15 protein-coding genes are annotated in these 22,949 nt (G+C 70.9%); 6 read left to right on the top strand and 9 right to left on the bottom strand.

Features of this window, described 5'->3' with window-relative positions; genetic code table 11:
* Window positions 1-98: 98 nt before the first annotated feature.
* Window positions 99-3,212 (top strand): glycoside hydrolase family 38 C-terminal domain-containing protein, encoded by a 3,114-nt coding sequence (locus AB0H78_RS07410; protein ID WP_363233298.1) that lies wholly within the window; start codon window positions 99-101, stop codon window positions 3,210-3,212.
* 74 nt (window positions 3,213-3,286) lie between these two features.
* On the opposite strand, the gene AB0H78_RS07415 is transcribed toward AB0H78_RS07410, so the two are convergent.
* The 3 genes from AB0H78_RS07415 to AB0H78_RS07425 form a co-directional block, all read right to left on the bottom strand.
* Complete coding sequence (locus AB0H78_RS07415) at window positions 3,287-4,027, bottom strand: hypothetical protein (RefSeq protein ID WP_363233299.1); 741 nt, start codon at window positions 4,025-4,027, stop codon at window positions 3,287-3,289.
* 198 nt (window positions 4,028-4,225) lie between these two features.
* On the bottom strand, window positions 4,226-5,968 hold the full coding sequence (locus AB0H78_RS07420; RefSeq protein ID WP_363233300.1) for a pyruvate dehydrogenase: 1,743 nt from the start codon (window positions 5,966-5,968) through the stop codon (window positions 4,226-4,228).
* A gap of 27 nt (window positions 5,969-5,995) precedes the next feature.
* On the bottom strand, window positions 5,996-7,516 hold the full coding sequence (locus AB0H78_RS07425) for a protein phosphatase 2C domain-containing protein (protein WP_363233301.1): 1,521 nt from the start codon (window positions 7,514-7,516) through the stop codon (window positions 5,996-5,998).
* 233 nt (window positions 7,517-7,749) lie between these two features.
* On the opposite strand from AB0H78_RS07425, the gene AB0H78_RS07430 reads away from it, so the two are divergent.
* On the top strand, window positions 7,750-8,739 hold the full coding sequence (locus tag AB0H78_RS07430) for a helix-turn-helix domain-containing protein (protein ID WP_363233302.1): 990 nt from the start codon (window positions 7,750-7,752) through the stop codon (window positions 8,737-8,739).
* Window positions 8,740-8,805: 66 nt separating this feature from the next.
* Here AB0H78_RS07430 and AB0H78_RS07435 read toward each other — a convergent pair whose 3' ends face one another.
* The gene (locus tag AB0H78_RS07435) at window positions 8,806-12,582 is read right to left on the bottom strand and encodes a S8 family serine peptidase (protein ID WP_363233303.1); all 3,777 of its coding nucleotides are present in this window, start codon (window positions 12,580-12,582) and stop codon (window positions 8,806-8,808) included.
* Between the two features lie 188 nt (window positions 12,583-12,770).
* Between AB0H78_RS07435 and AB0H78_RS07440 the strand changes: the two genes are divergently transcribed.
* The 4 genes from AB0H78_RS07440 to AB0H78_RS07455 all read left to right on the top strand — a co-directional run bounded on the left by AB0H78_RS07440 (window position 12,771) and on the right by AB0H78_RS07455 (window position 17,195).
* The gene (locus tag AB0H78_RS07440) at window positions 12,771-13,757 is read left to right on the top strand and encodes a helix-turn-helix domain-containing protein (protein ID WP_363233304.1); all 987 of its coding nucleotides are present in this window, start codon (window positions 12,771-12,773) and stop codon (window positions 13,755-13,757) included.
* Between the two features lie 47 nt (window positions 13,758-13,804).
* Entirely contained in the window at window positions 13,805-14,287 is a 483-nt protein-coding gene (locus AB0H78_RS07445) for a DUF456 domain-containing protein (protein ID WP_363233305.1), read from the top strand.
* Between the two features lie 128 nt (window positions 14,288-14,415).
* Window positions 14,416-16,767, top strand: a complete 2,352-nt coding sequence (locus AB0H78_RS07450; protein WP_363233306.1) for a Tat pathway signal sequence domain protein — start codon at window positions 14,416-14,418, stop codon at window positions 16,765-16,767.
* A 62-nt stretch (window positions 16,768-16,829) separates the two neighbouring features.
* Window positions 16,830-17,195: a PPOX class F420-dependent oxidoreductase gene (locus AB0H78_RS07455; protein ID WP_363233307.1), complete on the top strand. Its 366-nt coding sequence runs from the start codon at window positions 16,830-16,832 to the stop codon at window positions 17,193-17,195.
* Here AB0H78_RS07455 and AB0H78_RS07460 read toward each other — a convergent pair.
* The 5 genes from AB0H78_RS07460 to AB0H78_RS07480 form a co-directional block, all read right to left on the bottom strand.
* Complete coding sequence (locus AB0H78_RS07460; RefSeq protein ID WP_363233440.1) at window positions 17,167-18,489, bottom strand: AlkA N-terminal domain-containing protein; 1,323 nt, start codon at window positions 18,487-18,489, stop codon at window positions 17,167-17,169. The two genes, AB0H78_RS07455 and AB0H78_RS07460, sit on opposite strands and share 29 nt — an antisense overlap.
* 69 nt (window positions 18,490-18,558) lie before the next feature.
* Window positions 18,559-19,680 carry a ribosome small subunit-dependent GTPase A gene (gene rsgA / locus AB0H78_RS07465; protein ID WP_363233308.1) on the bottom strand — a complete coding sequence of 374 codons (1,122 nt, stop codon included), beginning with the start codon at window positions 19,678-19,680 and terminating at the stop codon, window positions 18,559-18,561.
* Window positions 19,681-19,983: 303 nt separating this feature from the next.
* On the bottom strand, window positions 19,984-20,463 hold the full coding sequence (locus AB0H78_RS07470; protein ID WP_363233309.1) for a hypothetical protein: 480 nt from the start codon (window positions 20,461-20,463) through the stop codon (window positions 19,984-19,986).
* A gap of 93 nt (window positions 20,464-20,556) precedes the next feature.
* Window positions 20,557-22,545, bottom strand: coding sequence for an ABC transporter ATP-binding protein (locus AB0H78_RS07475; protein ID WP_363233310.1), 1,989 nt, complete (start codon window positions 22,543-22,545; stop codon window positions 20,557-20,559).
* Window positions 22,542-22,868: an NUDIX domain-containing protein gene (locus AB0H78_RS07480; protein WP_363233311.1), complete on the bottom strand. Its 327-nt coding sequence runs from the start codon at window positions 22,866-22,868 to the stop codon at window positions 22,542-22,544. The genes AB0H78_RS07475 and AB0H78_RS07480 overlap by 4 nt, the downstream gene beginning before the upstream one ends.
* Window positions 22,869-22,949: the final 81 nt, after the last annotated feature.

A 22,949-nucleotide genomic window follows, 5' to 3' on the forward strand; every position in this document is an offset into this window, starting at 1 on the left:
ATTCATCAACAACCCCTGCGGGATGCACGGCACTTCACACGGGAAGTGAAGCAGTACACCCCTGTGCACGAGCCGATTCATGACCCGTAGGAGCCGTGATGCATGACGACCGACAGCTGGTGGAAGGACGTCTGGAGCGGGCGCTTCAGCAGTTCATCCGCCCCGCGCAGTACGCCGCGAGAGTGCCGCTGGCCCTCTCCGTCTGGCATGCGCCCGGCGAGCCCGTGCCCGTGGCCGAGGCGCTGAGGGGCGAGTTCGCGCCCTTCGCCGCCGGAACCGAGTGGGGAAGCCCCTGGTCCACCAGCTGGTTCAGGCTGGAGGGCAGCGTTCCGCAGGAGTGGGCGGGCCGCCGGGTCGAGGCGGTCGTCGATCCCGGCTTCACCGGCGAGGGTCCCGGTTTCCAGGCCGAGGGGCTGATGTACGACGCGTCCGGTGTCCCGCTCAAGGGCATCCACCCGCGCAATCGGCACATCCCCGTGGGCGCCCCCGCCGAGGGCGGTGAAGAGGTACGTCTGCTCCTGGAGGCGGCCTCGAATCCGGCCGTGCTCCACGGCTTCGGGCCCACCCTGCTGGGAGACATCACGACCGCAGGGGATCGGCCGATCTACCGATTCGCGTCTGCGGATCTGGCCGTACTCGACGAGGACGTCTGGCATCTGATCCTTGACATCGAGGTGCTCTCGGAGCTGATGGCCGAGCTGCCCGGGGACCGGGGACGCCGCCACGAGATCCTGCGCGCGCTGGAGGACATGCTCGACGCGCTGGATCTGCATGATGTGGCGGGCACGGCACCGGCCGCCAGGGCGGCCCTGGCCGAGACACTGGCCCGCCCCGCGGAGGCGAGCGCGCACCGGATCTCGGCGGCCGGGCACGCGCACATCGACTCGGCGTGGCTGTGGCCGCTGCGCGAGACGGTGCGCAAGGCCTCGCGCACCTTCGCCAATGTGACGGCGCTGGCCGCCGACTACCCGGAGTTGGTCTTCGCCTGTTCGCAGGCGCAGCAGTACGCCTGGGTGAAGGAGCACCAGCCGCACATCTGGGAGCGCATCAAGAAGGCGGTGACGGACGGCAATTGGGCTCCGGTGGGCTCCATGTGGGTGGAGTCGGACGCGAACATGCCGGGCGGCGAGGCGCTCGCCCGTCAGATCGTGCACGGCAAGCGCTTCTTCACCGAGGAGCTGGGGGTCGAGACGGAGGAGATCTGGTTGCCCGACTCCTTCGGCTACACGGCCGCCTTCCCCCAGCTGGCGAAGCTGGCGGGGATCCGGTGGTTCCTCACCCAGAAACTGTCGTGGAACCAGTCCAACAAGATGCCGCACCACACCTTCTGGTGGGAGGGCATCGACGGGACGCGCGTCTTCACCCACTTCCCGCCGGTGGACACCTACAACTCACAGATCCATGGAGCCGAACTGGCCCATGCGGAGCGGAACTTCGCCGACAAGGGCAGGGCCTCGCGCTCGCTGGTGCCGTTCGGCTGGGGCGACGGCGGGGGCGGCCCGACCCGCGAGATGCTGGAGAAGGCGCGCAGGGTACGGGACCTGGAGGGCTCCCCCCGGGTGACGGTGGAGCGCCCTTCGGCGTTCTTCACGGCCGCCGAGGAGGAGTACGGCGGGCAGGCGCCGGTCTGGTCCGGCGAGCTCTATCTGGAGCTGCACCGGGCGACGTACACCACACAGGCCAAGACCAAGCAGGGCAACCGGCGGAGCGAACACCTGCTCAGGGAGGCCGAGTTGTGGGCGACGGCGGCCGCGCTGCGGACGGGCGCGCCGTATCCGTACGAGGATCTGGACCGGATCTGGAAGACGGTCCTCCTCCACCAGTTCCACGACATCCTGCCCGGGTCGTCGATCGCCTGGGTGCACCGCGAGGCGCGGGAGACCTACGAGCGGGTACGGGAGGAGCTGGAGGGGATCATCGCGGTGTCGGTGGCGGCGCTGGGCGCGGCGGCGGGCCCCGCGGTCCTCAACTCCTCGCCGTACGGGCGCCTGTCGGTGGTCGAGCTCGACCCTTCCACCGACGCCCCCGCCGCCCTGCCCGTGCAGCGGCTGTCGGACGGCTCCACGGCGGCGGCCCTGCGCGTGCCGCCGCTGGCGTCCGCGCCACTGGCCGCGGCGGGCGGCCTCCCCCACGGCGTACGGACGGTCACCGCGAGCCGCGCGGACGGAGTATTCGTCCTGGACAACGGGGTGTTGAGGGTCACCGTGGACGCGGACGGCCTGCTCTCCTCCGTACGGGACCTGACCGCCGGCCGCGAGGTCCTCGCCCCCGGCACCCGCGGCAACCTCCTCCAGCTCCACCCCGACCACCCCAACCAGTGGGACGCCTGGGACATCGACCGTCACTACCGGCGCTCGCACACCGACCTCACCGGGGCCGAGTCCGTCGAGCTGGTCGAGGAGGGCCCGCTGCGGGCGGCGGTGCGCGTGGTACGGGTCTTCGGCTCGTCCCGGATCATCCAGGAGCTGCGCCTGGACGTCGCGAGTCCTCGCATCGACGTTCTCACCGAGGTGGACTGGCAGGAATCGGAGAAGGTGCTCAAGGCCGCCTTCCCCCTCGATGTCCACGCCGAACGGTCCACCGCCGAGATCCAGTTCGGGCATGTCCACCGGCCCACCCACGCCAACACCAGCTGGGACGCGGCCCGCTTCGAGATCTGCGCGCACCGCTGGCTGCGGGTCGCCGAGCCCGGGTACGGAGTCGCGGTCCTCAATGACTCGACGTACGGCCACGATGTGACCCGCACCCCGCACGAGGGCGGCCTCGGCACGACCGTGCGCCTGACCCTGCTGCGCGCCCCGCACAGCCCCGACCCGCAGACCGACCTCGGCGTCCACCGGTTCCGCTATGCGCTGCTGCCGGGCGCGGACGCCACCCGGGCCGTACAGGAGGGCCTCGCGCTCAATCTGCCGCTGCGGGTGGCGGACGCACCTGAGCAGCTGCCACTGGTGCGGGTGGAGCACGACGCGATCACGGTCGAGGCGGTGAAGCTGGCGGAGGACCGCAGCGGGGATGTGGTCGTACGGCTCTACGAGTCGGCCGGCGACCGGGCCACGGCCAGGATCCAGGTCGGCTTCCCCGTCGTATCGGCGCAGGTGACGGACCTCCTGGAGCGGCCTCTGCGCGATGCCGACACCGATGAGGCGGGACTGGAGGTGAGCCTGCGGCCCTTCCAGATCCTGACCCTGCGACTGCGGCCCGCCCGGGGCTGAGCGCACACCGGCGCCCCCCGTCCTGCCAGCAAGCCAGGGCGGGGGGCGCCGGTGAAGGGGAACGTGCGGCCGTACTAGAGGATGCTGATGCTCGCGTCCACGTCCGCGTCGAGCAGGGCACCCAGGCCCAGGCTCAGGTCGATGTCGGCGTCGAGGCCGAGCGCGATCGCCAGGTCGACGTCCAGGTCGACATTGGCGTCGACGTTGGCACCGATGACGATGCCGGCGTCCGCGAAGACGCAGGAGCCGAGACCGGCGTCGATCAGGACGGCCGCGCCCGCGTCCAGCACGATGCCGCCGTTGATCACGATGTCGGCGTTGACCGAGCCGCTGTTCGAGACCAGCTGGGCACCGTCGCCGGTCAGGACACCGAGCTTGACCCGCGCCTTGGCACCGACCGTCGCCGTCAGGACGTTGGTCCGGACGTCGAGGACGATGTTCGAGACGAGGACCTTCTTGCGGCCCTTGGACAGCTGGACGCCGCCCTTGAACTTCACGGTGCCGCCGACGAGCTTGTGGTGCTTGTGGATCAGGTTGCTGCCCACGCCGACCTTGAGGTTGATACCGGCGTCGGCCTGGACCGCACCGCTGACCGCGGCGGCGACGATGCCGTGCGCCTCGAGGTCGACGGCGGCGGAGAGGTCGAGGTTGAGGAGACCGCCCTTGATCGGGGTGTCGCCCGGCATCGGGGCGACGGAGGCGGCGGCCGGAGCCGGGGCCGGAGCGGCGAGGGCGGCCGGGGCTGCCATGCCCGTGATGACGACAGCGGCGACGGCAGTGGCGGCAATACGGCCGAGGCGACGGCTGGAAGACATGTGCGTCACAGACCTTTCCTGTGACTGGTGTGGCGTGATGGTCACGTGATGTGACAATTCCGCGACTCAGCGCATACTGCGCCACCCGGCTCCCTCTTCCACCCGCATGGCCCTAGGACCCGTCCGCCGGATCGAGCCCGATCTCGCCCCGCTTCCGGCACATCGATGCAGGTGAGCGGGGGTGCGACGTACTCCACTTCAGGGGCGGGGGACGTTGCGCAGATTGGAGCGGGCCATCTGGACCATCCGCCCCACCCCGCCGTCCAGGACGATCTTGCTGGCCGAGAGCGCGAAGCCGGTCACCATCTCGGCGCTGATCTTCGGCGGGATCGACAGTGCGTTCGGGTCGGTGACGACGTCGATCAGCGCGGGGCCCTTGTGCTTGAAGGCGTCCTTCAGCGCGCCGGCGAGCTGCTTGGGCTTCTCCACGCGCACTCCGTACGCACCGGCCGCCTTCGCGATGGCCGCGAAGTCCGGGTTGTGGTTGTGGGTGCCGAAGGAAGGGAGCCCCGCGACCAGCATCTCCAGTTCGACCATGCCGAGCGAGGAGTTGTTGAAGAGGACGACCTTCACCGGGAGGTCGTACTGGACCAGGGTGAGGAAGTCGCCCATCAGCATCGAGAAGCCGCCGTCGCCGGACATCGAGACGACCTGGCGGTTGCGGTCGGTGAACTGTGCGCCGATCGCCTGCGGCAGCGCGTTGGCCATCGAGCCGTGGCTGAACGAGCCGATGATGCGGCGCTTGCCGTTGGGCGAGAGATAGCGCGCCGCCCAGACATTGCACATGCCCGTGTCGACGGTGAACACCGCGTCCTCGTCGGCCAGTTCGTCGAGGACCGAGGCGACGTACTCGGGGTGGATCGGGATGTGCTTCTCGACCTTGCGGGTGTACGCCTTGATGACGCCTTCGAGGGCGTCCGCGTGCTTCTTCAGCATCTTGTCGAGGAACTTGCGGTCGGTCTTCGCCTTCACCCGGGGGGTCAGACAGCGCAGCGTCTCGCGCACGTCGCCCCAGACGGCCAGGTCCAACTTCGAGCGGCGGCCGAGGTGTTCGGGGCGTACGTCGACCTGGGCGATCTTCACGTCGTCGGGGAGGAAGGCGTTGTACGGGAAGTCCGTGCCGAGCAGGATCAGCAGATCGCACTCGTGGGTGGCCTCGTAGGCGGCGCCGTAACCGAGCAGCCCGCTCATGCCGACGTCGTACGGGTTGTCGTACTGGATCCACTCCTTGCCGCGCAGCGCGTGCCCCACCGGGGACTTGACGCGCTCGGCGAACTCCATCACCTCGGCGTGCGCTCCGGCCGTGCCGCTGCCGCAGAACAGCGTGACCCGCTTCGCCTCGTCGATCATGCGGGCCAGCTTCTCGATCTCGGCGTCCCCGGGGCGTACGGAGGGACGCGCGGTCACCAGGGCATGGTCGATCGCCTTGTCGGGGGCGGGGGCCGCAGCGATGTCGCCGGGGAGCGAGACGACGCTCACCCCGCTGCGGCCGATCGCGTGCTGGATCGCCGTCTGGAGGAGGCGGGGCATCTGCTTCGGGCTGGAGATCAGCTCGCTGTAGTGGCTGCACTCCAGGAAGAGGCGGTCGGGGTGCGTCTCCTGGAAGTAGCCGAGGCCGATCTCGCTGGTGGGGATGTGCGAGGCGAGGGCGAGGACGGGGGCCATGGAGCGGTGGGCGTCGTAGAGGCCGTTGATCAGGTGGAGGTTGCCGGGACCGCAGGAGCCCGCGCAGGCGGCGAGGGAGCCGGTGATCTGGGCTTCCGCGCCGGCCGCGAAGGCGGCGGTCTCCTCGTGTCTGACCTGGATCCACTCGATCTCGGGGGTGCGGCGGATCGCGTCGACGACGGGGTTGAGACTGTCGCCGACGACTCCGTAGAGACGCTGGACTCCGGCGCGGACGAGGATGTCCACGAACTGCTCTGCGACATTCTGCTTGGCCATGGATCCATCAACCCATGGGCCGCTGCGTTACGCCTCCCAGACTGCTGCAGCCGTACGGTCGTCCGCGTACCCCTTGACCCGGAGCTGGGTGTCGGCCAGGAAGGCCGCGAGCCCGGGCGGATCGCCTGGCCCCCAGCGCTCCGCGAGTTCCTCGGCGAGGGCGGGCTCCCCGCGCAGCGGCTCGGCCAGTCCGCCGCTGCAGAGCAGCAGGGTGTCGCCGGGGCGGGCCACCGAGGCGCGGAAACGGAAGGGGTCGGAGGGCGGTGGCAGCGGGCCCTGGACGTACGGGGAGGGGGGTGTGGTGATGCCGAGGTCCATGGTGAGGCGGTCGCCCTCGGGGGTCTCTGAGGGGGCGGAGCCGAAGCCGACGACGGGGGCTCCGGTGACGGCGGACGGCTCGGGGATCAGCGGCTCTATGTCCTGCCACGCGCCGTCGCGCAGGCGGAAGAGGCCGCCGCCTCCGACGCCGAAGAAGATGCGGTTGCGGCAGTCGGGGTCCCCGGAGAGCAGGAGGCAGCGCAGGCTCGCGGTGTACTCGTCGGGTTCCAGGCCGAGTTCGCCGGCGCGGGCGCGGAGCTTTCCGTAACCGCGGTCGGTGAGGCGGTGCAGTCCGGACTTCAGGTCGCCCCTGCGGCCCGCGCGGATGTCCTCGGCGAGCCGTACGTGGCTGCGGCCCACCGCCCCGCCGATCCAGCGGCAGGCGTCGGCCGCGGCGAGGTGCGCGCCTTCGGCGGCGCGGGCGCCGCTGGCGACCGCGACCAGGACGAGGCTGCTCTCGCCGCTGCCGAAACGGGCGGTGAGCAGGGCGTCGCGGCGGGGTTCGCCGCGGAAGCGGGCGGAGTCGCCGCGGGTGGAGGCGGCGCGCAGGGTGTACGTGCCGTAGCGGGCGCCGTCCAGGACGGTGTCGGCCATCAGCTCGTCGAGCCCGTCGGGGTGCGCGGCGGGCAGCGCGGTGGGCTCGGCGTCGTAGGTGGGAGGCCCGTCGCCGATGTGGGCGGCGCGGGGGCGCGGCGACGGCTCGGAGAGCACGGGGCCGGGGGCGGCATGGCGCGGGTGGGCCTGCAGGTCGGGGACGGTCGGCTTGTGGGCGGGGGGTGCGGGCGGTTCGGGTGCGGGCGGTTCGGGTGCGGGCGGTTCGGGTGCGGGCGGGGCGTCGGACGTCCGCGGCTCCTGCGCGTCGGGAGCTTCCGCCTCCGCCGCCTGCGGCACGTGCGCTGCGGGGCTCGGAGGTGCCTGCGGCTGCGGCGGCGCCGGTGGTGCCGGTGGTGCGCCGAAGCGCTGGGTGAAGCCCCAGCCGTCCTCGGCGGGGGTGGCGTCCTCCAGGGGCGGTTCCCAGGGGGCGCGGGTGCGTTGAGGGGGGATCTCGTCGTGCGCGGGCGAGGCGCTCACCGTGTCCGCGGCCGAGTCGAAGCGGTCGTCCAGGGTGTCACCGCCGGAGGCGGCGGTGGTGTCGGTGTCGGTGGGTGCGCCGGTGGCGGGTTCGTCCTCGTACAGCTTGCCCCACCAGTCGTCCTCGGCGGCGGCGTGCCTGTCCCCCTGCTGACTCATGCCCCTATTGTCCATCGATGGGCGGGGGTTGGTACAGGGTGCGCGGAATTGCCCGCCCGGCTGCACTCCCCCCACAGAAGAGCAGCCGGGCGGAGTCGGGTTCCCCACGGATCCGTTTCAACGGCTGGATCACTCTGGCAGAAACCTGCCCCGAGCAGCGATGATGTGCCGCGGCGGGAATCCGCCGTGGCACAGAACCGCCACCCACGACGTGGAACGGAACGAGGTGCACCTTGCTCGGCGCCATAGGACTCGACGACCTCCAGGAGACGGCCTACCGCGCGCTCGTGAATCTGGGCGCGGCCGAGGTCCCCGACCTCGCACGCCGCCTCTCGCTCCCCGAGTCCGACACGGAGCGCGCCCTGCGGCGCCTGGAGCAGCACGGGCTCGCCGCCCAGTCCTCAGGGCGTACGGGCCGCTGGGTCGCCGCGCCGCCCGGTGTGGGGCTCGGTGCGCTGCTCACCCAGCAGCGGCACGAGCTGGACCAGGCGGAGCTGGCGGCTGCGCTGCTGGCCCAGGAGTACCGGTCGGAGGCGACTTCGCCTGCCGCCCTCGACCTGGTGGAAGTGGTCACAGGTGCCAGCGCGATCGCCCAGCGCTTCCTGCAGATGCAGCTGGGTGCGACCGAGGAGATCTGCGGGCTGGTGACGGGTCCGCCGATCGCGGTCGCACCCGAGGAGAACAACGAGGCCGAGGAGCTGGCGACCACGCGCGGGGTCGGCTACCGGCTCGTACTCGAACGCGATGTGCTCGAACTGCCCAATTCCATCAGCGAGTTGGCGGCAGGCCTGGAGCGGGGTGAGCAGCTCAGGGTGGCCGACCGGGTGCCGACCAAGCTGATCGTGGCGGACCGCAATCTGGCGATGGTCCCGATGACGGTGAGCTCGGGCACGGAGCCGACGGCGATCGTCGTCCATGCGAGCGGGCTGCTCGACTCGCTGATCGGGCTCTTCGACTCGGTGTGGCGCGACGCGCTGCCGCTGCGGCTCGGCGAGGGCGGGACGGTCACGGGCGAGGAGGCGGGCGGACCCGATGCGACCGATCTGGAGATCCTGTCGCTGCTCCTCGCCGGCATGACCGATGCGAGCGTCGCCAAGCAACTGGACCTGGGGCTGCGGACCGTGCAGCGCAGGGTCAAGGGGCTGATGGAGCTGACCGAGGTCACCACCCGGCTCCAGCTGGGCTGGCACGCGTACGAAAAGGGCTGGGTGGCCCGTACCTGAACGCACGAAAAGGTCCGCCGGGCAGCCCCACCCCCCACGGGAGAGACGCCCGGCGGACCGGTCTTTCTAGCGCAGTCCGTACGCGTCGGTCACGGTCTGGGAGACCGCGTTGCCTGCCGCGTCGGTCAGTTCGGTCTTCAGCGTGACGGTCTTCGCGGTGTCGGCGCCCGCGTGGTCCACGGTCGCCACCCACTTTCCGCCCTGCTGTGCGACCTTGGCCTCGGTCCAGGTCTCGCCCTCGTCGTACGAGTACGAGAGTGCCGCCTTGACCAGCGCACCCGGGGTGTAGCCCGCGTGGCCCGTGGCGCTCAGGGTGATCTTCTGACCGTCCTTCGCGGGGAGGGTCTTCAGGCCGTCCTCGGGCAGCTGGTAGACCGGGAAGAGGAGCGGGATGCCCTGCGAGTAGACCTTCTCGTCACGGTGTGAGCGGAACGACCAGGTGGTGAGGGTTCCGGTGGAGCGCTTCCAGACCTTGGACGGGATCCCGAACCTCTGGGTGAAGAGGGTCAGTTCGTACGCGCTGTCCTCGGCGGGAACCGTGAACACCCCGAACGGGTAGCCGCTGTCACCGATCTGCTCGCCGTCGCGCTTCAGCGTCATGCCGCCGATGTCACCGAACCCGCCGGCGATCCCGTCGTGCTCGCTGTCGCGCCAGAAGCCCGGAGCGACACCGATCAGATTGTCCTGGCGCTCCGCGGCCAGCGCCTCCTTGCCCGCGCTGTCGTGCGGGGTGCCGGGGGCGACGACGCCTGCGTACCAGCTCTCGCTGATCTTCTGGCCGGCCTTGTACGTGCGGTCCGGCGACACCATGGTCTCGCCGAAGGGCAGGCTGGAGGAGACCATGCGGGACCAGGCGGTCGAGGCCGGGGTGTAGTACTCGGTGCGGGTGCCCGGTGCGGGGACCCAGGCGAAGCCGGAGACGCCCACGGGCTGCCCGTAGGAGGGGGTGGCCGTGACGTAGTCGGAGTAGTCGGCCACCACACCCATGGCGCGGTAGTCGGCCTCGTTCCTGCCGAGCTTCCTGTCCTCGACCCGGTAGGTGCGGTCGGAGGTGATCCGGCCGGTCTCGGGGAAGGCCAGGTCGTAGACGTACGGGCTCTTGGCGGTCGCCTTCCAGCGCAGCGTCACCGGACCGCCGGCGAGCTTGGCGAGGAGCGCCTTGGCCTCCGCGGCCTCGACGGCCAGGCCGGGCAGCGGCGGAGCACCGAAGAAGCTGGTGGTGGGCTGCCAGGTGCCTGCGGCCGCGCGGTGGGCGATGACGGCCTTGGCGCCCGCGTCCTTGGCGAGCTGTGCGACGGTCTGGAGGCTGGTTTCGCCGTCCGGGACCTCGACCAGCGCGATCTTCCCCTGCACACCGGCGGCGGCGAGCTCGGCGGCCGTGCCCTTGCCCGCGTTCACCAGGGCTGCGGAGCCCGTGCCGTCCAGGTTGACCGATCCGGTGCTCGCGGTGACCGGGTGGAGTTCGGGGCCGCCGACCGCGGAGAGGGACGCGATCTGCGGGGCGTACAGGCTCCAGTAGCTGCCGAACTCGAACGCGCCGTTGCGGGCGTCGCCCTGGACGTCCGCGTAGTAGTCATCGACGATCCCGCCGCCGCTGATCGAGCCGGCGTGCAGCCAGGTCGGTGCCCAGGTGCGGCCGAAGGCGAGCGTGGTGTTCTGCGCCTCGGAGGGGCGGTCCGTCTTCACCGAGAGGCGGTGCGCCTTGCGGGCGTCGAGGACGACGGTGGTGTCCTTCGTCAGGTTCAGCTGCGGACGGCCCAGGTAGGAGACCGACTTGGGCAGGGTGCCCGTGGCGTCCGCGGTGTCGGGAGAGACGACGAAGGAGGAGAGGAAGTAGGCGCCGGGGCGCAGCCGGTAGACCTGGTCGGCCGAGCCCTCGTTGTAGCGGCGCTCGCCGGTGGCGGTGTCGGTGCCGATCACGTCGAGCGAGGAGACGCCGTTCGCCGGCTTGCCCGTACGGTCGACGACCTTGACCCGCAGGGTGACGGTGGCGGGCTCCACGTAGAGGGCGAACGGCGTCGAGACGCTGATGCCCTTGGCGGTGGCCACGAGGCGGCCGGTGACATCGCCGTACTGGCCGCTCGCCAGGTGCGCGGTCGGGTCGATGCGCAGCGGGACCTTGACGGTCGCGCCCGCAGGGACGGTGACGGTGCTCTTGGCCGGCGAGGCGACGGACGAACGCACGGTGGTGCCGTCGTTGCCGGTCACCCGCCGCACGGCGAGGTTCAGCTTCACCGGCGTGGAGCCGGTGTTGGTGTACGGGACCTCGACGGTGGTCCTGTCGCTCTTGTCCTGGGGCCAGTTGAAGGTGCCGCCCTGGACGGCGGGGGCGCCGAGGATCTGCTCGTCGATGGCGGCCTTCACATCGAGGCGGCCACCGCCGGTCTCGCGTACGTCGCCGGGGATGTCGGTCTGCGCGGAGGAGACCAGGGCCGCCTTGATCTGCTGGGCGGTCCAGGCGGGGTGGCGCTGCTTGAGGATGGCGGCCGCACCCGCGACATGCGGGGTGGCCATCGACGTACCGGACATGGACTGGTACGCGTACACGCCTCGGCCGCCCATGCTGGCCGCGGAGATACTGACGCCGGGGGCGGTGATCTCGGGCTTGAGGGTGTGGGCGGTGAGGACCGGGCCGCGGCTGGAGAAGGACGCGGTGGCGTCCTCGCTGTCGACGGCGCCGACGGTCAGCACGCTCGGGGCGCAGCCGGGCGAGGAGACGGTGTTGTTAGCGGGTCCGGAGTTGCCGGCCGCGATGACGAACAACGTCTGCGTGCTCTGGGCGAGTTGCTCGGTGGCGGCGCTCATCGGGTCGGTGCAGTCGAGTTCGCTCGGGTTGCCGAGGCTCATCGAGACGACGTCGGCCTTCTGGTCGACCGCCCACTGCATTCCGGCGATGATCCAGGAGTCCATGCCCGAGCCGCTGTCGTTGAGGACCTTGCCGATGAGCAGGTCGGTGCCGGGGGCGACACCCTTCTGCAGGCCGTCGCTCGCCGCGCCGGAGCCGCCCACGGTGGAGGCGGTGTGGGTGCCGTGGCCCTGGCGGTCCTCGGCGGTGTCGGAGTCGGTGAAGTTCTTGGAGCCGGTGACCCGGCCCTTGAGGTCGGGGTGCTCGAAGTCCGCGCCGGTGTCCAGGACGGCGACCTTGGTGCCCTTGCCGGTGAATCCGGCGGCCCAGGCCTGCGGGGCGTTGACCTGCTTCGTCGACGCGTCGAGGAGCGACTTCACCTTGCCGTCGAGCCACAGCTTCTTGAGCGTGGAGACGGAGCGGGTACGGGACGTGGTGACGTCCGCCCAGAAGTCCGCCGCCCTGGTCTTGTCGGCCTTGAGCGCGACGCCGCCGATGGAGTCGAGGACGAGTCCGCGCTGTGCGCCGCGCGGGGCGACGGGGGCGCTGCGGGCGACGTCGACGGAGCTGTCGTACGTGGCGATCAGCGGGATCGACTTGGCGTGCGCGTCGTCATACCCCTGGGCTATCAGCCCGGTGACGTTGAAGAGCTGCTCGTCGACCTTGCCCGCGGCGATCGCCGCGGCCGCACCCTCGGGGTAGACGTACAGGTCCTTGCCGCTCTGCCGGGTCTCGACCAGCGGCTGCGTGCCGTCCTCGCGCGGCAGGGCGACGGCGCTGCTGCGGCCCGAACCGCCCTTGGTCACCCGCACCTTGTCGCCGGTGACCAGCGTGACGGTGACGGGCCTGCCCTGCTTCTCCGCTCCGGCATCGCTGCCGACCAGCGGTCTCTTCCCGGTCGTGCCGTCCTGCGGCGTGGCCGCCGACGGCGCGACCGCGGTGGCAGCCAGGACAGCGGCGATGGCCGCTCCCAGGGCTGTACGCGGTATCCGGCGCATGCTTCTCCCCAAGTCATTGCGGAAATATGGACACAAAGGTCCCTGTTCCAGGTGCTGTTGGTGCTGCGGTGGCGCCACAGTGGCAGAGGTACGGGCGGTAAAGAGAAGATGCTGCTGGCGGTTATGCGCCGTGTCTGTTTCCCGCCTCGGCGTACGGCGGAGCAGCGGAACGAAGAAGGGCTGTCGCAGTGCTGGGAGTGGTGGGGCTCGATGAGCGGCGCGAGTCGGCGTACCGCGCGCTGGTGGTGCTCGGCTCCGCCGAGGTGTCCGCTCTGGCGCGGCGCCTGGCGCTCTCCGAGGCCGATACGGAGGACGCGCTGCGGGGCCTGGAGCGGCGGCGGCTCGCCGCCAGGACGCCGGGCCGTTCGCAGCGGTGGGTGGCCGCCCCGCCCGGGGCCGCGCTGGGTGCGCTGCTGGCCCAGCAGCGGCGCGAGCTGCGGCAGGCGGAACGGACGGCCGCCCGGCTCGCGGAGGAGTACCGGGGCGATCCGGCGGCGCCCGGCGTGCACGACCTGGTCGAGGTGGTCACCGGCGCGAGCGCCGTCGCGCACCGCTTCCACCAGCTCCAGCAGGGGGCGGCACGGGAGGTGTGCGCTCTGGTCACGGCCAACCCGGACGTGGTGACGGGGACGCAGAACGACGCGGAGGAGCCGGCCACCGTGCGCGGCGTCTCCTACCGGGTGGTCGTCGAGCGTGCGCTGCTGGACTCACCGACCGGACGGGTGGAGCTCCTGACGGCACTGGGGCGCGAGGAGCAGGTCCGCGTCGTCGACCGCGTACCGACAAAGCTGGTGATCGCGGACGGCAGCCGGGCGCTGATGCCGCTGCTGGGGCGCGGCGCGGACCCCGCGGTCCTGGTGAGCCGGGCGAGCGGGCTGCTGGAGGCACTCATGGGGCTCTTCGAGTCGGTGTGGCGCGAGGCGGTGCCGCTGCGGATCGGCCCCGACGGGATCACGGCCAGGGAGGGGGCGGCACGCCCCGACGCCACCGATCTGGAGATCCTCTCGCTGCTCCTCGCCGGGATGACCGATGTCAGCGTCGCCAAGCAGCTGGGCCTGGTGGAGCGGACCGTACAGCGCAGGGTGAAGGGCCTGATGGCGCTGATCGGTGTCGGCACCCGCCTCCAGCTGGGCTGGCACGCGCGCGCCGCGGGCTGGGTGCGGGATCACCCCTGAAACAGGCTGGACCTGCGGTGACGCCCGGCATCCTGCACCCTTGGCAGATGAGTGTGTGGCAGCTCCTCGCGGTCGGCCTGGTGATGCTGCTCGGCCTGCTGGGCGTACTGGTGCCCGGTGTTCCGGGGCAGGCGATCGTCTGGGCCGCCGTCGCCTGGTGGGCGCTGACCGACACCACCCCGCTCGCCTGGGGCGTGCTGGCCGGGGCGACCGCCGTACTGCTGCTGAATCTGGCCCTGCGACCACTGCTGCCTGCCCGGCGCCCCGCCGAGTCCGGGGCACCGCGGCGGACCCTGTACACCGGAGGGGCGGCCGGGATCGCCGGGTTCTTCCTGGTGCCCGTGGTCGGCGGTCCGGCCGGCTTCCTCGGCGGGATCTACGGAGCCGAGCGGGCGCGCCTGGGCAGCCACCGGGACGGCTGGGCCTCCACGCGCAGGGTCATGCGGGCCGTCGGGACACCGGTGCTGGTGGAGCTCTTCGCCTGCCTGCTGGTCGTGGGGGCGTGGGTGGGCGCGCTCCTCTGGGGCTGAGGGTCAGGGATCGGAAGACCTTACACATCGGATCTATCCATAAGTATTGACGCTCTCCGGCACCATGCCTACCTTCCATCCTGGGATTGCTCGGATGAATGCATGGGTATGAGTCGCCAGGAGGCGCCGTGGGAAACGCATCAGTACCGTCCCGACGAACCGTTCTCGCCACCAGTACGGCGATCGGCGGGGCCCTCCTGGCGGGAGGCGCGTCCACCGTCCCCGCCCAGGCCTCCGCACCGGCGGCCGCATCGACAGCCCCGCCGCCCAGCGGCATCGGCATCCGGTCCTCGGACGACAGCTGGCGCACGGTGCTCGACGACGCCGATCTGCGCTGGCAGAAGATGCCGAAGACCTGGTACGAGGGCCCGTACCTCGGCAACGGCTACCTCGGTTCCGGTATCTACGCCGAGCCGGGCAAGAACGCGATCCGCTTCAACGTCCAGCACTCCGAGGTCCAGGACCACCGCCCCGAGTTCGGCTCGCTCTTCGGCCTGGCTCGGCTGCCCATCGGTTACTTCACCCTGGAGCCCGTCGGCACCATCACCGCGCTCGACTGGCGCCTGGGCCTGCGCGACGCCGAGCTCACGGGCACCCTCACCACCGACCGGGGCACCCTCACCCTGCGGGCCCTGGTCCACAACTCGCTCTCCGTACTGGCCGTCGAGATCACCCCGAGCGAGGGCGAGAAGGACTTCCGCTGGGTCTTCCACCCGGCCGACGCGATCAGCCCGCGCGCCGCCTCGAAGCCGCTCCCGGCCGGTTACACGGGCAATCCCCCGGCCGTGACCGAGGAGACGGACGACGGGGTGAGCGCGGCGGTCCAGCCGCTGCTCTCCGGCGGCCAGCACGTCACCGCCTGGCGGGAGCGCACCAGGGGGACGGCTCGCACGCTGTACGTCACCGTCGCCCACTCCTTCCCCAGGTCCACCGCCCGCGACCGCGCCGTGAAGCTGGTGCGGGGCGCGTCCTCGGTCTCGTACGACCTGCATGCCATGTCCCACCGCGCCTGGTGGCACCGCTACTACAGGAAGAGCTTCCTGTCGGTGCCCGACGCACGGCTCCAGCGCTTCTACTGGATCCAGCTCTACAAGATCGCCTCGGCCGCCCGCGCGGACGCCCCCGTGATGGCCACCTCGGGTCCCTGGCTGGAGCCGACGCCCTGGCCCGGCACCTGGTGGAACCTCAACGCGCAGCTCGAGTACTGGATGATCCACGGCTCCAACCACCTCGAACTCGACGCGCTGACGCGGTCCATCAGCGAGTACCGCCAGACCCTCGTCGAGACCACCGACCCGCGCTACCGCGCCGACTCGGCGGGCATCACCCGCACCACCGACATGACGCTCAGCGCCGGCGGCGCACTCGACGGCTCGACCTTCCCGCTGGGCATCCCGGGCCAGGCCACCCCGGTCCCCGAAGTCGGCTGCCTCACCTGGGCGTTGCACAACGTCTGGCTCAGCTACCGCCACACCATGGACGAGTCGATCCTGCGCGACACCGTCTTCCCGCTGCTGCGCAGGACCGTCAACTACTACCTGCACTTCCTGCAGCCGGGCACGGACGGCAAGCTCCACCTGCCCCTCACCTACTCCCCCGAGTACGGCACCAGCCCCGACTGCAACTTCGACCTGATGCTGCTCACCTGGGGCTGCGGAACCCTGCTGGAATCGGCCGAACTCCTGGGCATCGACGACCCGTTGAAGGCGCGCTGGCAGGAGGTGCTGGCCAAGCTCACCCCGTATCCGACCGGACCCGACGGCCTGATGATCGGCGCGGGCACTCCGCTCGCCGTCTCGCACCGGCACTTCTCGCATCTGCTCGCGGTCTATCCGCTGTACGAGATGACGGGCCGCAACCCGGACGAAGTCGCCCTGATCGAGAGGTCGTTGAGCCACTGGGTCGGCTTCACCGGAGCCCTCCAGGGCTATACGTACACCGGCGCCTCGTCGATCTCGTCGCTGCTCGGCAAGGGCGAGGACGCGCTGAAGTACCTGGGCGAGCTGATGACCAAGTACATCCAGCCCAACACCATGTACAAGGAGTCGGGCCCGGTCATCGAGACCCCGCTCGCCGCCGCCCAGTCGCTGCACGACATGCTCTGCCAGTCCTGGGGCGGCACGGTCAGGGTCTTCCCCGCCGTCCCGGCCGCCTGGGCGGATCTGACGCTGCACGACTTCCGTACGCAAGGGGCCTTCCTGCTCAGTGCCGTACGGGAGAAGGGCGCCACCCGCTGGGTCGGGCTGACCAGCGAGGCGGGTGCGCCCTGTGTCGTACGCCATGGCATCGCGGGGGCCGTGGAGGTGACCGGCCGGCACGGGAAGCCGCTCCGTTACGAGGACTTGGGCGATGCCACCGTGCGCATCGAGCTCCGCAGGGGCGAGTCCGCACTGATCACCGCGGCGGGCGACAGCCCCGACCTGACGATCAGGCCCGTGACGCCGAACGCGCCCGCGGCCGCCTGGGGGCTGCCCGCCTGATTCCTTGGTCCTAGGACCGATCTCCGATGTGCGGGGAGGGGTACGCGCGCGATGCTGGGCACATGAGCGAATTCAGCGAGGCGGAACGCGCGTACCTCAAGTCCCAGCGGCTCGGCCGGCTGGCGACCGTGGACCCCAAGGGCCAGCCGCAGGCCAATCCGGTCGGATTCTTCCCGCAGGAGGACGGCACGGTCCTGATCGGGGGATTTGCACTTGGAACCACAAAAAAATGGCGCAACCTCCAGTCCAACCCGAAGACCTCACTGGTCGTCGACGACGTGGTGAGCCTCAAGCCGTGGACGGTGCGCGGGGTGGAGATCCGCGGGGAGGCGGAGCTGCTGACCGGTCCGCACGACCTGGGCCCGCACTTCAGCGAGGAGCTCATCCGGATCCACCCGGTCAAGATCCACAGCTGGGGTCTGAACTGACCGCCCCGAGCGCCAAGTGCCGTACGGCGTACGACCGCCAAGGCCGCCACGCCTCGTCGTCGCCCTCGCCCCCGAGGGCGACATCCGGGTCGCCGAGGGCGCGCATCCGGATCAGCGCGGCGGTCTCGGGGCTCACCCCGTCGAGGGCGAGCAGCGCCTGTTCGGCCTCGTCGCGGTCGGCGCCGGGGTCGAGTCGTACGCCGTCGAGAAGGCCCAACTCCCGTACATCAGGGAAGAGACGGGTGAGTCCGCCGCATGGCCGGTCGAGGAATTCCCCACGGGTCTCCACGAGTTCCCCGGCGGCCTCTCGGCCCACGATCGCCCGGACGGCGAACTCCTCAGGGTCGGCCGTACCGGGCGAGCGGAGCCCGGGCCTGGCCGCGACCAGCGGGGCGAGCCGGGGGTCGGCGCCCAGGCGCTCGTCGATGGCGTACGGATCGGCGTCGAGGTCGAAGAGACGGCGCAGCCGCTGTACGGCGGTGGTGAGGTCGCGCAGATCGGTGAGATGGATCCGCGCGTCCAGCCAGCGGCCGCCCGATTTCTCGTCGACGGCAGCGATCCCGGAGCCGTACGGCAGCCGAAGCGAGCGCCGGAAGGTGCGGGCGCCGGGGGCGCCGACGATCTCCTCGATGCCTCCGATCGCCTCCGAGGCCAGCAGATCGAAGGCCTCCCGGCGGGCGTAGGCACCTCGGTAGGCGAGCCGGAGCGGGATGCCGGCGGCCGTCAGGACCGCCGGTCCTGCGGACTCGGCGCGCAGTTCGGTGGGGGTGCGGGCGTAGATCTGGCGAATCGTGTCGTTGAACTGACGGACGCTGGCGAACCCGGCCGCGAAGGCGATCTCGGTGACCGGGAGGGCCGTGGTCTGCAGCAACAGCCGTGCGGTGTGGGCGCGTTGGGCCCGGGCCAGGGCGACGGGGCCCGCGCCGACCTCGGCGGTCAGCTGGCGCTGCACCTGGCGGGCGCTGTAGCCGAGCCGCCCCGCGAGACCGGGGACGCCCTCGCGGTCGACGACCCCGTCGCCGATCATGCGCATGGCCCGGCCGACGGTGTCGGCCCGTACGTTCCAGGCGGCCGACCCCGGCACCGCGTCGGGGCGACAGCGGCGGCAGGCCCGGAAGCCGGAGCCCTGGGCCGCCGCCGCGGTCGGGTAGAAGCAGACGTTCTTGCGCTTGGGGGTCACGGCCGGACAGCTCGGCCGGCAGTAGATCCCCGTGGTCTTCACCGCGAAGAAGAACTCCCCGTCGAAGCGCGCGTCACGGCTGCTCACCGCCTCGTAACTGGTCTCGTCGTCCATCATCACGAGTCCAGTGTGCAGCGGCACGCGCGCTCCGGCTGGCGGAATTCGGACACGGCGCTCACCGTGTCACGGCTTGCGGACCTTGCCGCGCTTGGCCTCCATGTTGACCCGGCCCTCCGCTCCCTTCGCCTTCCAGTCCTTACGGATCTCGGCGCGCAGCCGGGCGTCGGTCTTCGCGACGATGCGCTGGTTCTCGCGCAGCAGCTTGCGGTAGCTCTCCAGCCGGCGCACGGGCAGCGACCCGTCCTCCAGCGCGGCGAGCACAGCACAGCCCGGCTCCGCCTCATGGGCGCAGTCGTGGAACCGGCACTCGGCGGCGAACTCCGCGATCTCGGAGAACACCTGCCCGACCCCGGCCTCGGCATCCCAGAGCCCGACGCCGCGCAGCCCCGGTGTGTCGATGAGGACTCCCCCGCCGGGCAGCGCGAGGAGGTTGCGGGTGGTGGTGGTGTGCCGGCCCTTGCCGTCGATGTCGCGGGTGGCCTGCACCTCCATGATCTCCTCGCCGAGCAGGGCGTTGGCGAGGGTGGACTTTCCGGCGCCGGAGACGCCGAGCAGCACGCTCGTACCGCCCGAGACGATCGCGGAGAGCACGTCGACACCGTCGCCGGTGGCCGAACTGACGGGCAGCACCTGCACGCCAGGCGCCGTGGTCTCGACGTCCTCGACGAGGTACGAGAGCCCGGTGGCGTCCGGCACGAGGTCCGCCTTGGTGAGCACGACCAGCGGTTGCGCGCCGGACTCCCAGGCCAGGGCGAGGAAGCGTTCGATACGGCCGAGGTCGAGCTCGACGGCGAGCGAGACCGCGATGATCGCGTGGTCGACGTTGGCCGCGAGGATCTGGCCCTCGGAACGCTTGGAGGACGTCGAGCGCACGAATGCGGTGCGGCGCGGCAGCAGCGTCCGTACGTACCGGGGATCCCCGCCGGGATCGACGGCGCACCAGTCGCCGGTGCACACGACCTTCATCGGGTCGCGCGGCACCACGAACTCGGTGTCGGCCCGCACGAGACCGTCGGCGGTGACGACGTCGCACTGACCGCGGTCGACGCGTACGACACGGCCGGGCACCAGGCCCTGCTCGGCGTACGGGGAGAACTCGGCAGCCCAGCCCTCGTCCCAGCCGTGAGCGGCGAGAGGGTGCTGAGCAGTGGAAAGAGAAGACGAGTTGAGCGAAGCGTTGAACAACGCGGGAAACCCTTCAAAGGGTGGTCCCGGCGAAGAAGAGGTGTCAGCCGGAGACCACAGGGGTGGAAACGATGATGAACTCCTGAATGCGGGCAGTGCCCACCGCAGCGACAGTCATCAATGTCCTCACCTCCTGCTTCTTCTCAACGAACCAACACCACGTCCCTCGGCAGCGACAGACAGCCGCGCCTTGGAACGAACAGAACCATAGCCCCACCCCGGGGCGCGGCACCACCGATTAAATCCGAGACCCTCCCCCATCCCGGAAGCGACGGTTCCGCGGCGCGCGGCGCCCCGGGTGGCTCAGCCCTGCTTCTCCAGCGCGTCGGCGAAGGCGCGGAGGGCATCGGCCAGTTCCTTCTTGGTGGGCAGTTCATCCACCTTCTTCTCCAGACTGTCGATGCGCTTCGTCAGTTCGTCGAGGTCTGCGGGGGCCGTGGGATGCGCGGTGGGCTCGCCCGTGGGGGCCGAGGACCCGGACGGCTCCGAGGTCGGGTCGGTACCGGCCGAGCCTCCCGCATCGGTACCGCCCGACCCTCCCGCATCCGTACCGCTCGAGACGCCACTGTTGCCGCCGGAGTCACCTCCGACGGTTCCACCCGACACACCAGCGGAGCCGCCGTCACCGCCGCCGGCGTCGGCGCCGGAGGTGCCTCCTCCGTCGGACGGATCCACGGACACAGCGGTACGGCCGGAGGCCCCTCCGCCTTGGTCCGCCACGGCGATCGCCCCGCCCACACCCAGCACCATCGCGGCCGCCGCGCCGACCAGGGCCACTGTCATCCGGCGCGCCTGTAACTTCCTCAGGATTGTCATGCGACGGACACTAACTACCGATCTGCGCGGACGGATCCCTTCCGAAGATTCAGCACCTGGTCATGCGAGATCCGTGACGCTGGGCGCGGTGGGACGCGGGATGGTGAGGCTGGGCGCGTACTGGGCGGCCTGCGCCGTGAACATCGCCGCGTAGCGGCCTTTGGCCGCCATGAGTTCGTCGTGGCCGCCCTGTTCGACCAGGTGTCCGCGGTGCAGGAGGTAGATGCGATCCGCGTGGCGGACACCGGACATGCGATGGGTCACCAGCACGACGGCCCGGTGCGGGGAGGCGAGTTGACGGATGCGGTCGAATGCCTCGATCTCGGCCTCGGGGTCGAGGGCCGATGTCGGCTCGTCGACGATCAGTACGCTGTCGGCCGTGCTGGTGGAGCTGCGCCAGTGGGTGCGTGCCAGTCCGACTTTCTGCCACTCGCCGCCGGAGATCTCCGAGGCACCGCGGAACATCCGGGCCAGCAGGCTCCGCAGTCCGTGGGGCAGTTTCGCGATGACGGGCCGGGCCCCTGCGTAGTCGACCGAGGGCTCCAGGTCCTTGTGCTCCGCGTCCAGGCCGGGACGCCCGATGCGGATGTTCAGGGCCGCGGTCACCGGCCAGCGCTGAAAGTCCTGGGTCAGCAGGGAGACGCGGGCGAACACCTGGGAGCGGTCCAGGTCGGCCAGGATGCCGGTACCCCAGCGCACGGTGCCGGCCTGGGGGATCAGCAGCCCCGCCAGCACCTTCATCAGGGTGCTCTTTCCGGAGCCGTTTTCGCCCACTACCGCGGTCACCGACCCCATGGGCAGGGTCATCGACACCGAGTCGAGGGCGGGGGTATCGCGGTCGGGGTAGCTGTAGGTGACCTTGTCCAGGTCGACGTGGCCGACGTGCGGCGGCACATCGTCTCCGCCTGCGGGGATGGCGCGCATCGCGGCGTCGGTGAGGAACCAGTCGTGGTCCTGGACGTACAGGGACTCCTCGTGGAGCTGGTTGATGTTCATCACCAGCGCGCCCAGGCTCGCCGAGCCGGATCGCACCGCGATCACCGCCGTGCCCGCCACGGCCAGGCTCATATGGCCGGACACGATCAGCCAGACCATCACTCCGTACGTGAAGGCCATCGCCAGCCCCGACAGCGCCGCGGCGACCAGTTCGGTGAGCGCCTTGCCGTTCGCGAGGCGCTTCTGCTCCTCCTCGGCGCTCTCCGCCATGGCCTTGTACTTCTCCAGCAGGAACGAGCCGACCGCGTGGATCCGCACCTCCTGGGCCGCGGACCTCTCGGTGAGGAGATTGCCAATCAGGCGGCTGGCGCGCATGTGCTCGACCCAGTTCATCATCGACACATAGCGCTCCTGCGCCACCCGCATCGCACCCCAGCCTCGCGGCGCGGCGATCAGGAGAAGCATGGGCAGTAATACGGGGTGGAGGATGGTGAGGATGCTCGCTGTGGCGATCAGGGAGATGGAGCCGTTGAGCGCGGCGACACAGGCGCTGATCATGCGGCGTGCGGCGGCGGCCCCGTACTGGGCCACGTCGATCAGCCGCCGGAACTCCGGGTCCTCGATCGCCTCCAGTTCCACGGCCGTTGCGGCTGCCAGATACTCCGTGGTGGCGATCCGCTCCACCAGCGGTTCGAGGCGTCCGGCACGCGATGTGGACCAGCCGGCCAGCCCGGCATTGACCACGGCGATGACCGCGGCGGCGATCAACGCGGGCACCGCTTCGCGCATCCGCGCGGCCGGGGCTCCGCCACCGAGCAGCGCGTGCATCACGGCGTTGACCGCGAGGAGACCGACGGCGGCGGCGATGCCCTGCCCGATCTCGCTCACCCACACCGCCGTCAGTGCCGGCCGGTCCGCCCGCCAGGCCCTGCGCAGCGTGCCGGCGACCAGCCGGGGCAGCGCGCGCATGGCCGTGAGCATCGTCAAGTCGAGCCCGGCTCCTTCGTGTTTGGACCAGCCCATGTCATAGCGCAGCGGGCCACCGAACAGTTCCTGCTCGGCCGCCGAAACCGTCGCCTCCGCCATCCGGACCCGCCTGAAGAACTTCTTCACGCGACCTCACCTCCCTTGATGCCCGGGGCGGTGATCTCCACGTACAGGTTTCCGGCGACGAAGTTGTCCAGTACTGCTCGGGTATAGGGGTGGCAGTCGGCGGGTGGATGGCCGGGGTCGACCCACACCAGGCCCCGGTGCGTGCCCGGTGCGGCGGTGACGCCGGTCTCCTCCAGAAGTTCACGCCGGGCCGCCTCCTGTGCGAACTCGCCCGCCTCCAGGTGCCCGCCGACAACGGTGATCAGGTTCGGCGCGTGAGAGGAGGACGGCTGGTGCCGCACGGTCAAGATGCGGCCATCGCTGGGCCGTTGAAGAAGAAGCATGACGTGCGCGATGCTCGTGTGTCGTCGGCTCACTGCTTGTCCCCCCGCATCAGGCGGTCCGAAGTCGCTCGCCCTCGGGCG

The sequence above is a fragment of the Streptomyces sp. NPDC050738 genome (assembly GCF_040654175.1).
GTDB lineage: Bacteria > Actinomycetota > Actinomycetes > Streptomycetales > Streptomycetaceae > Streptomyces.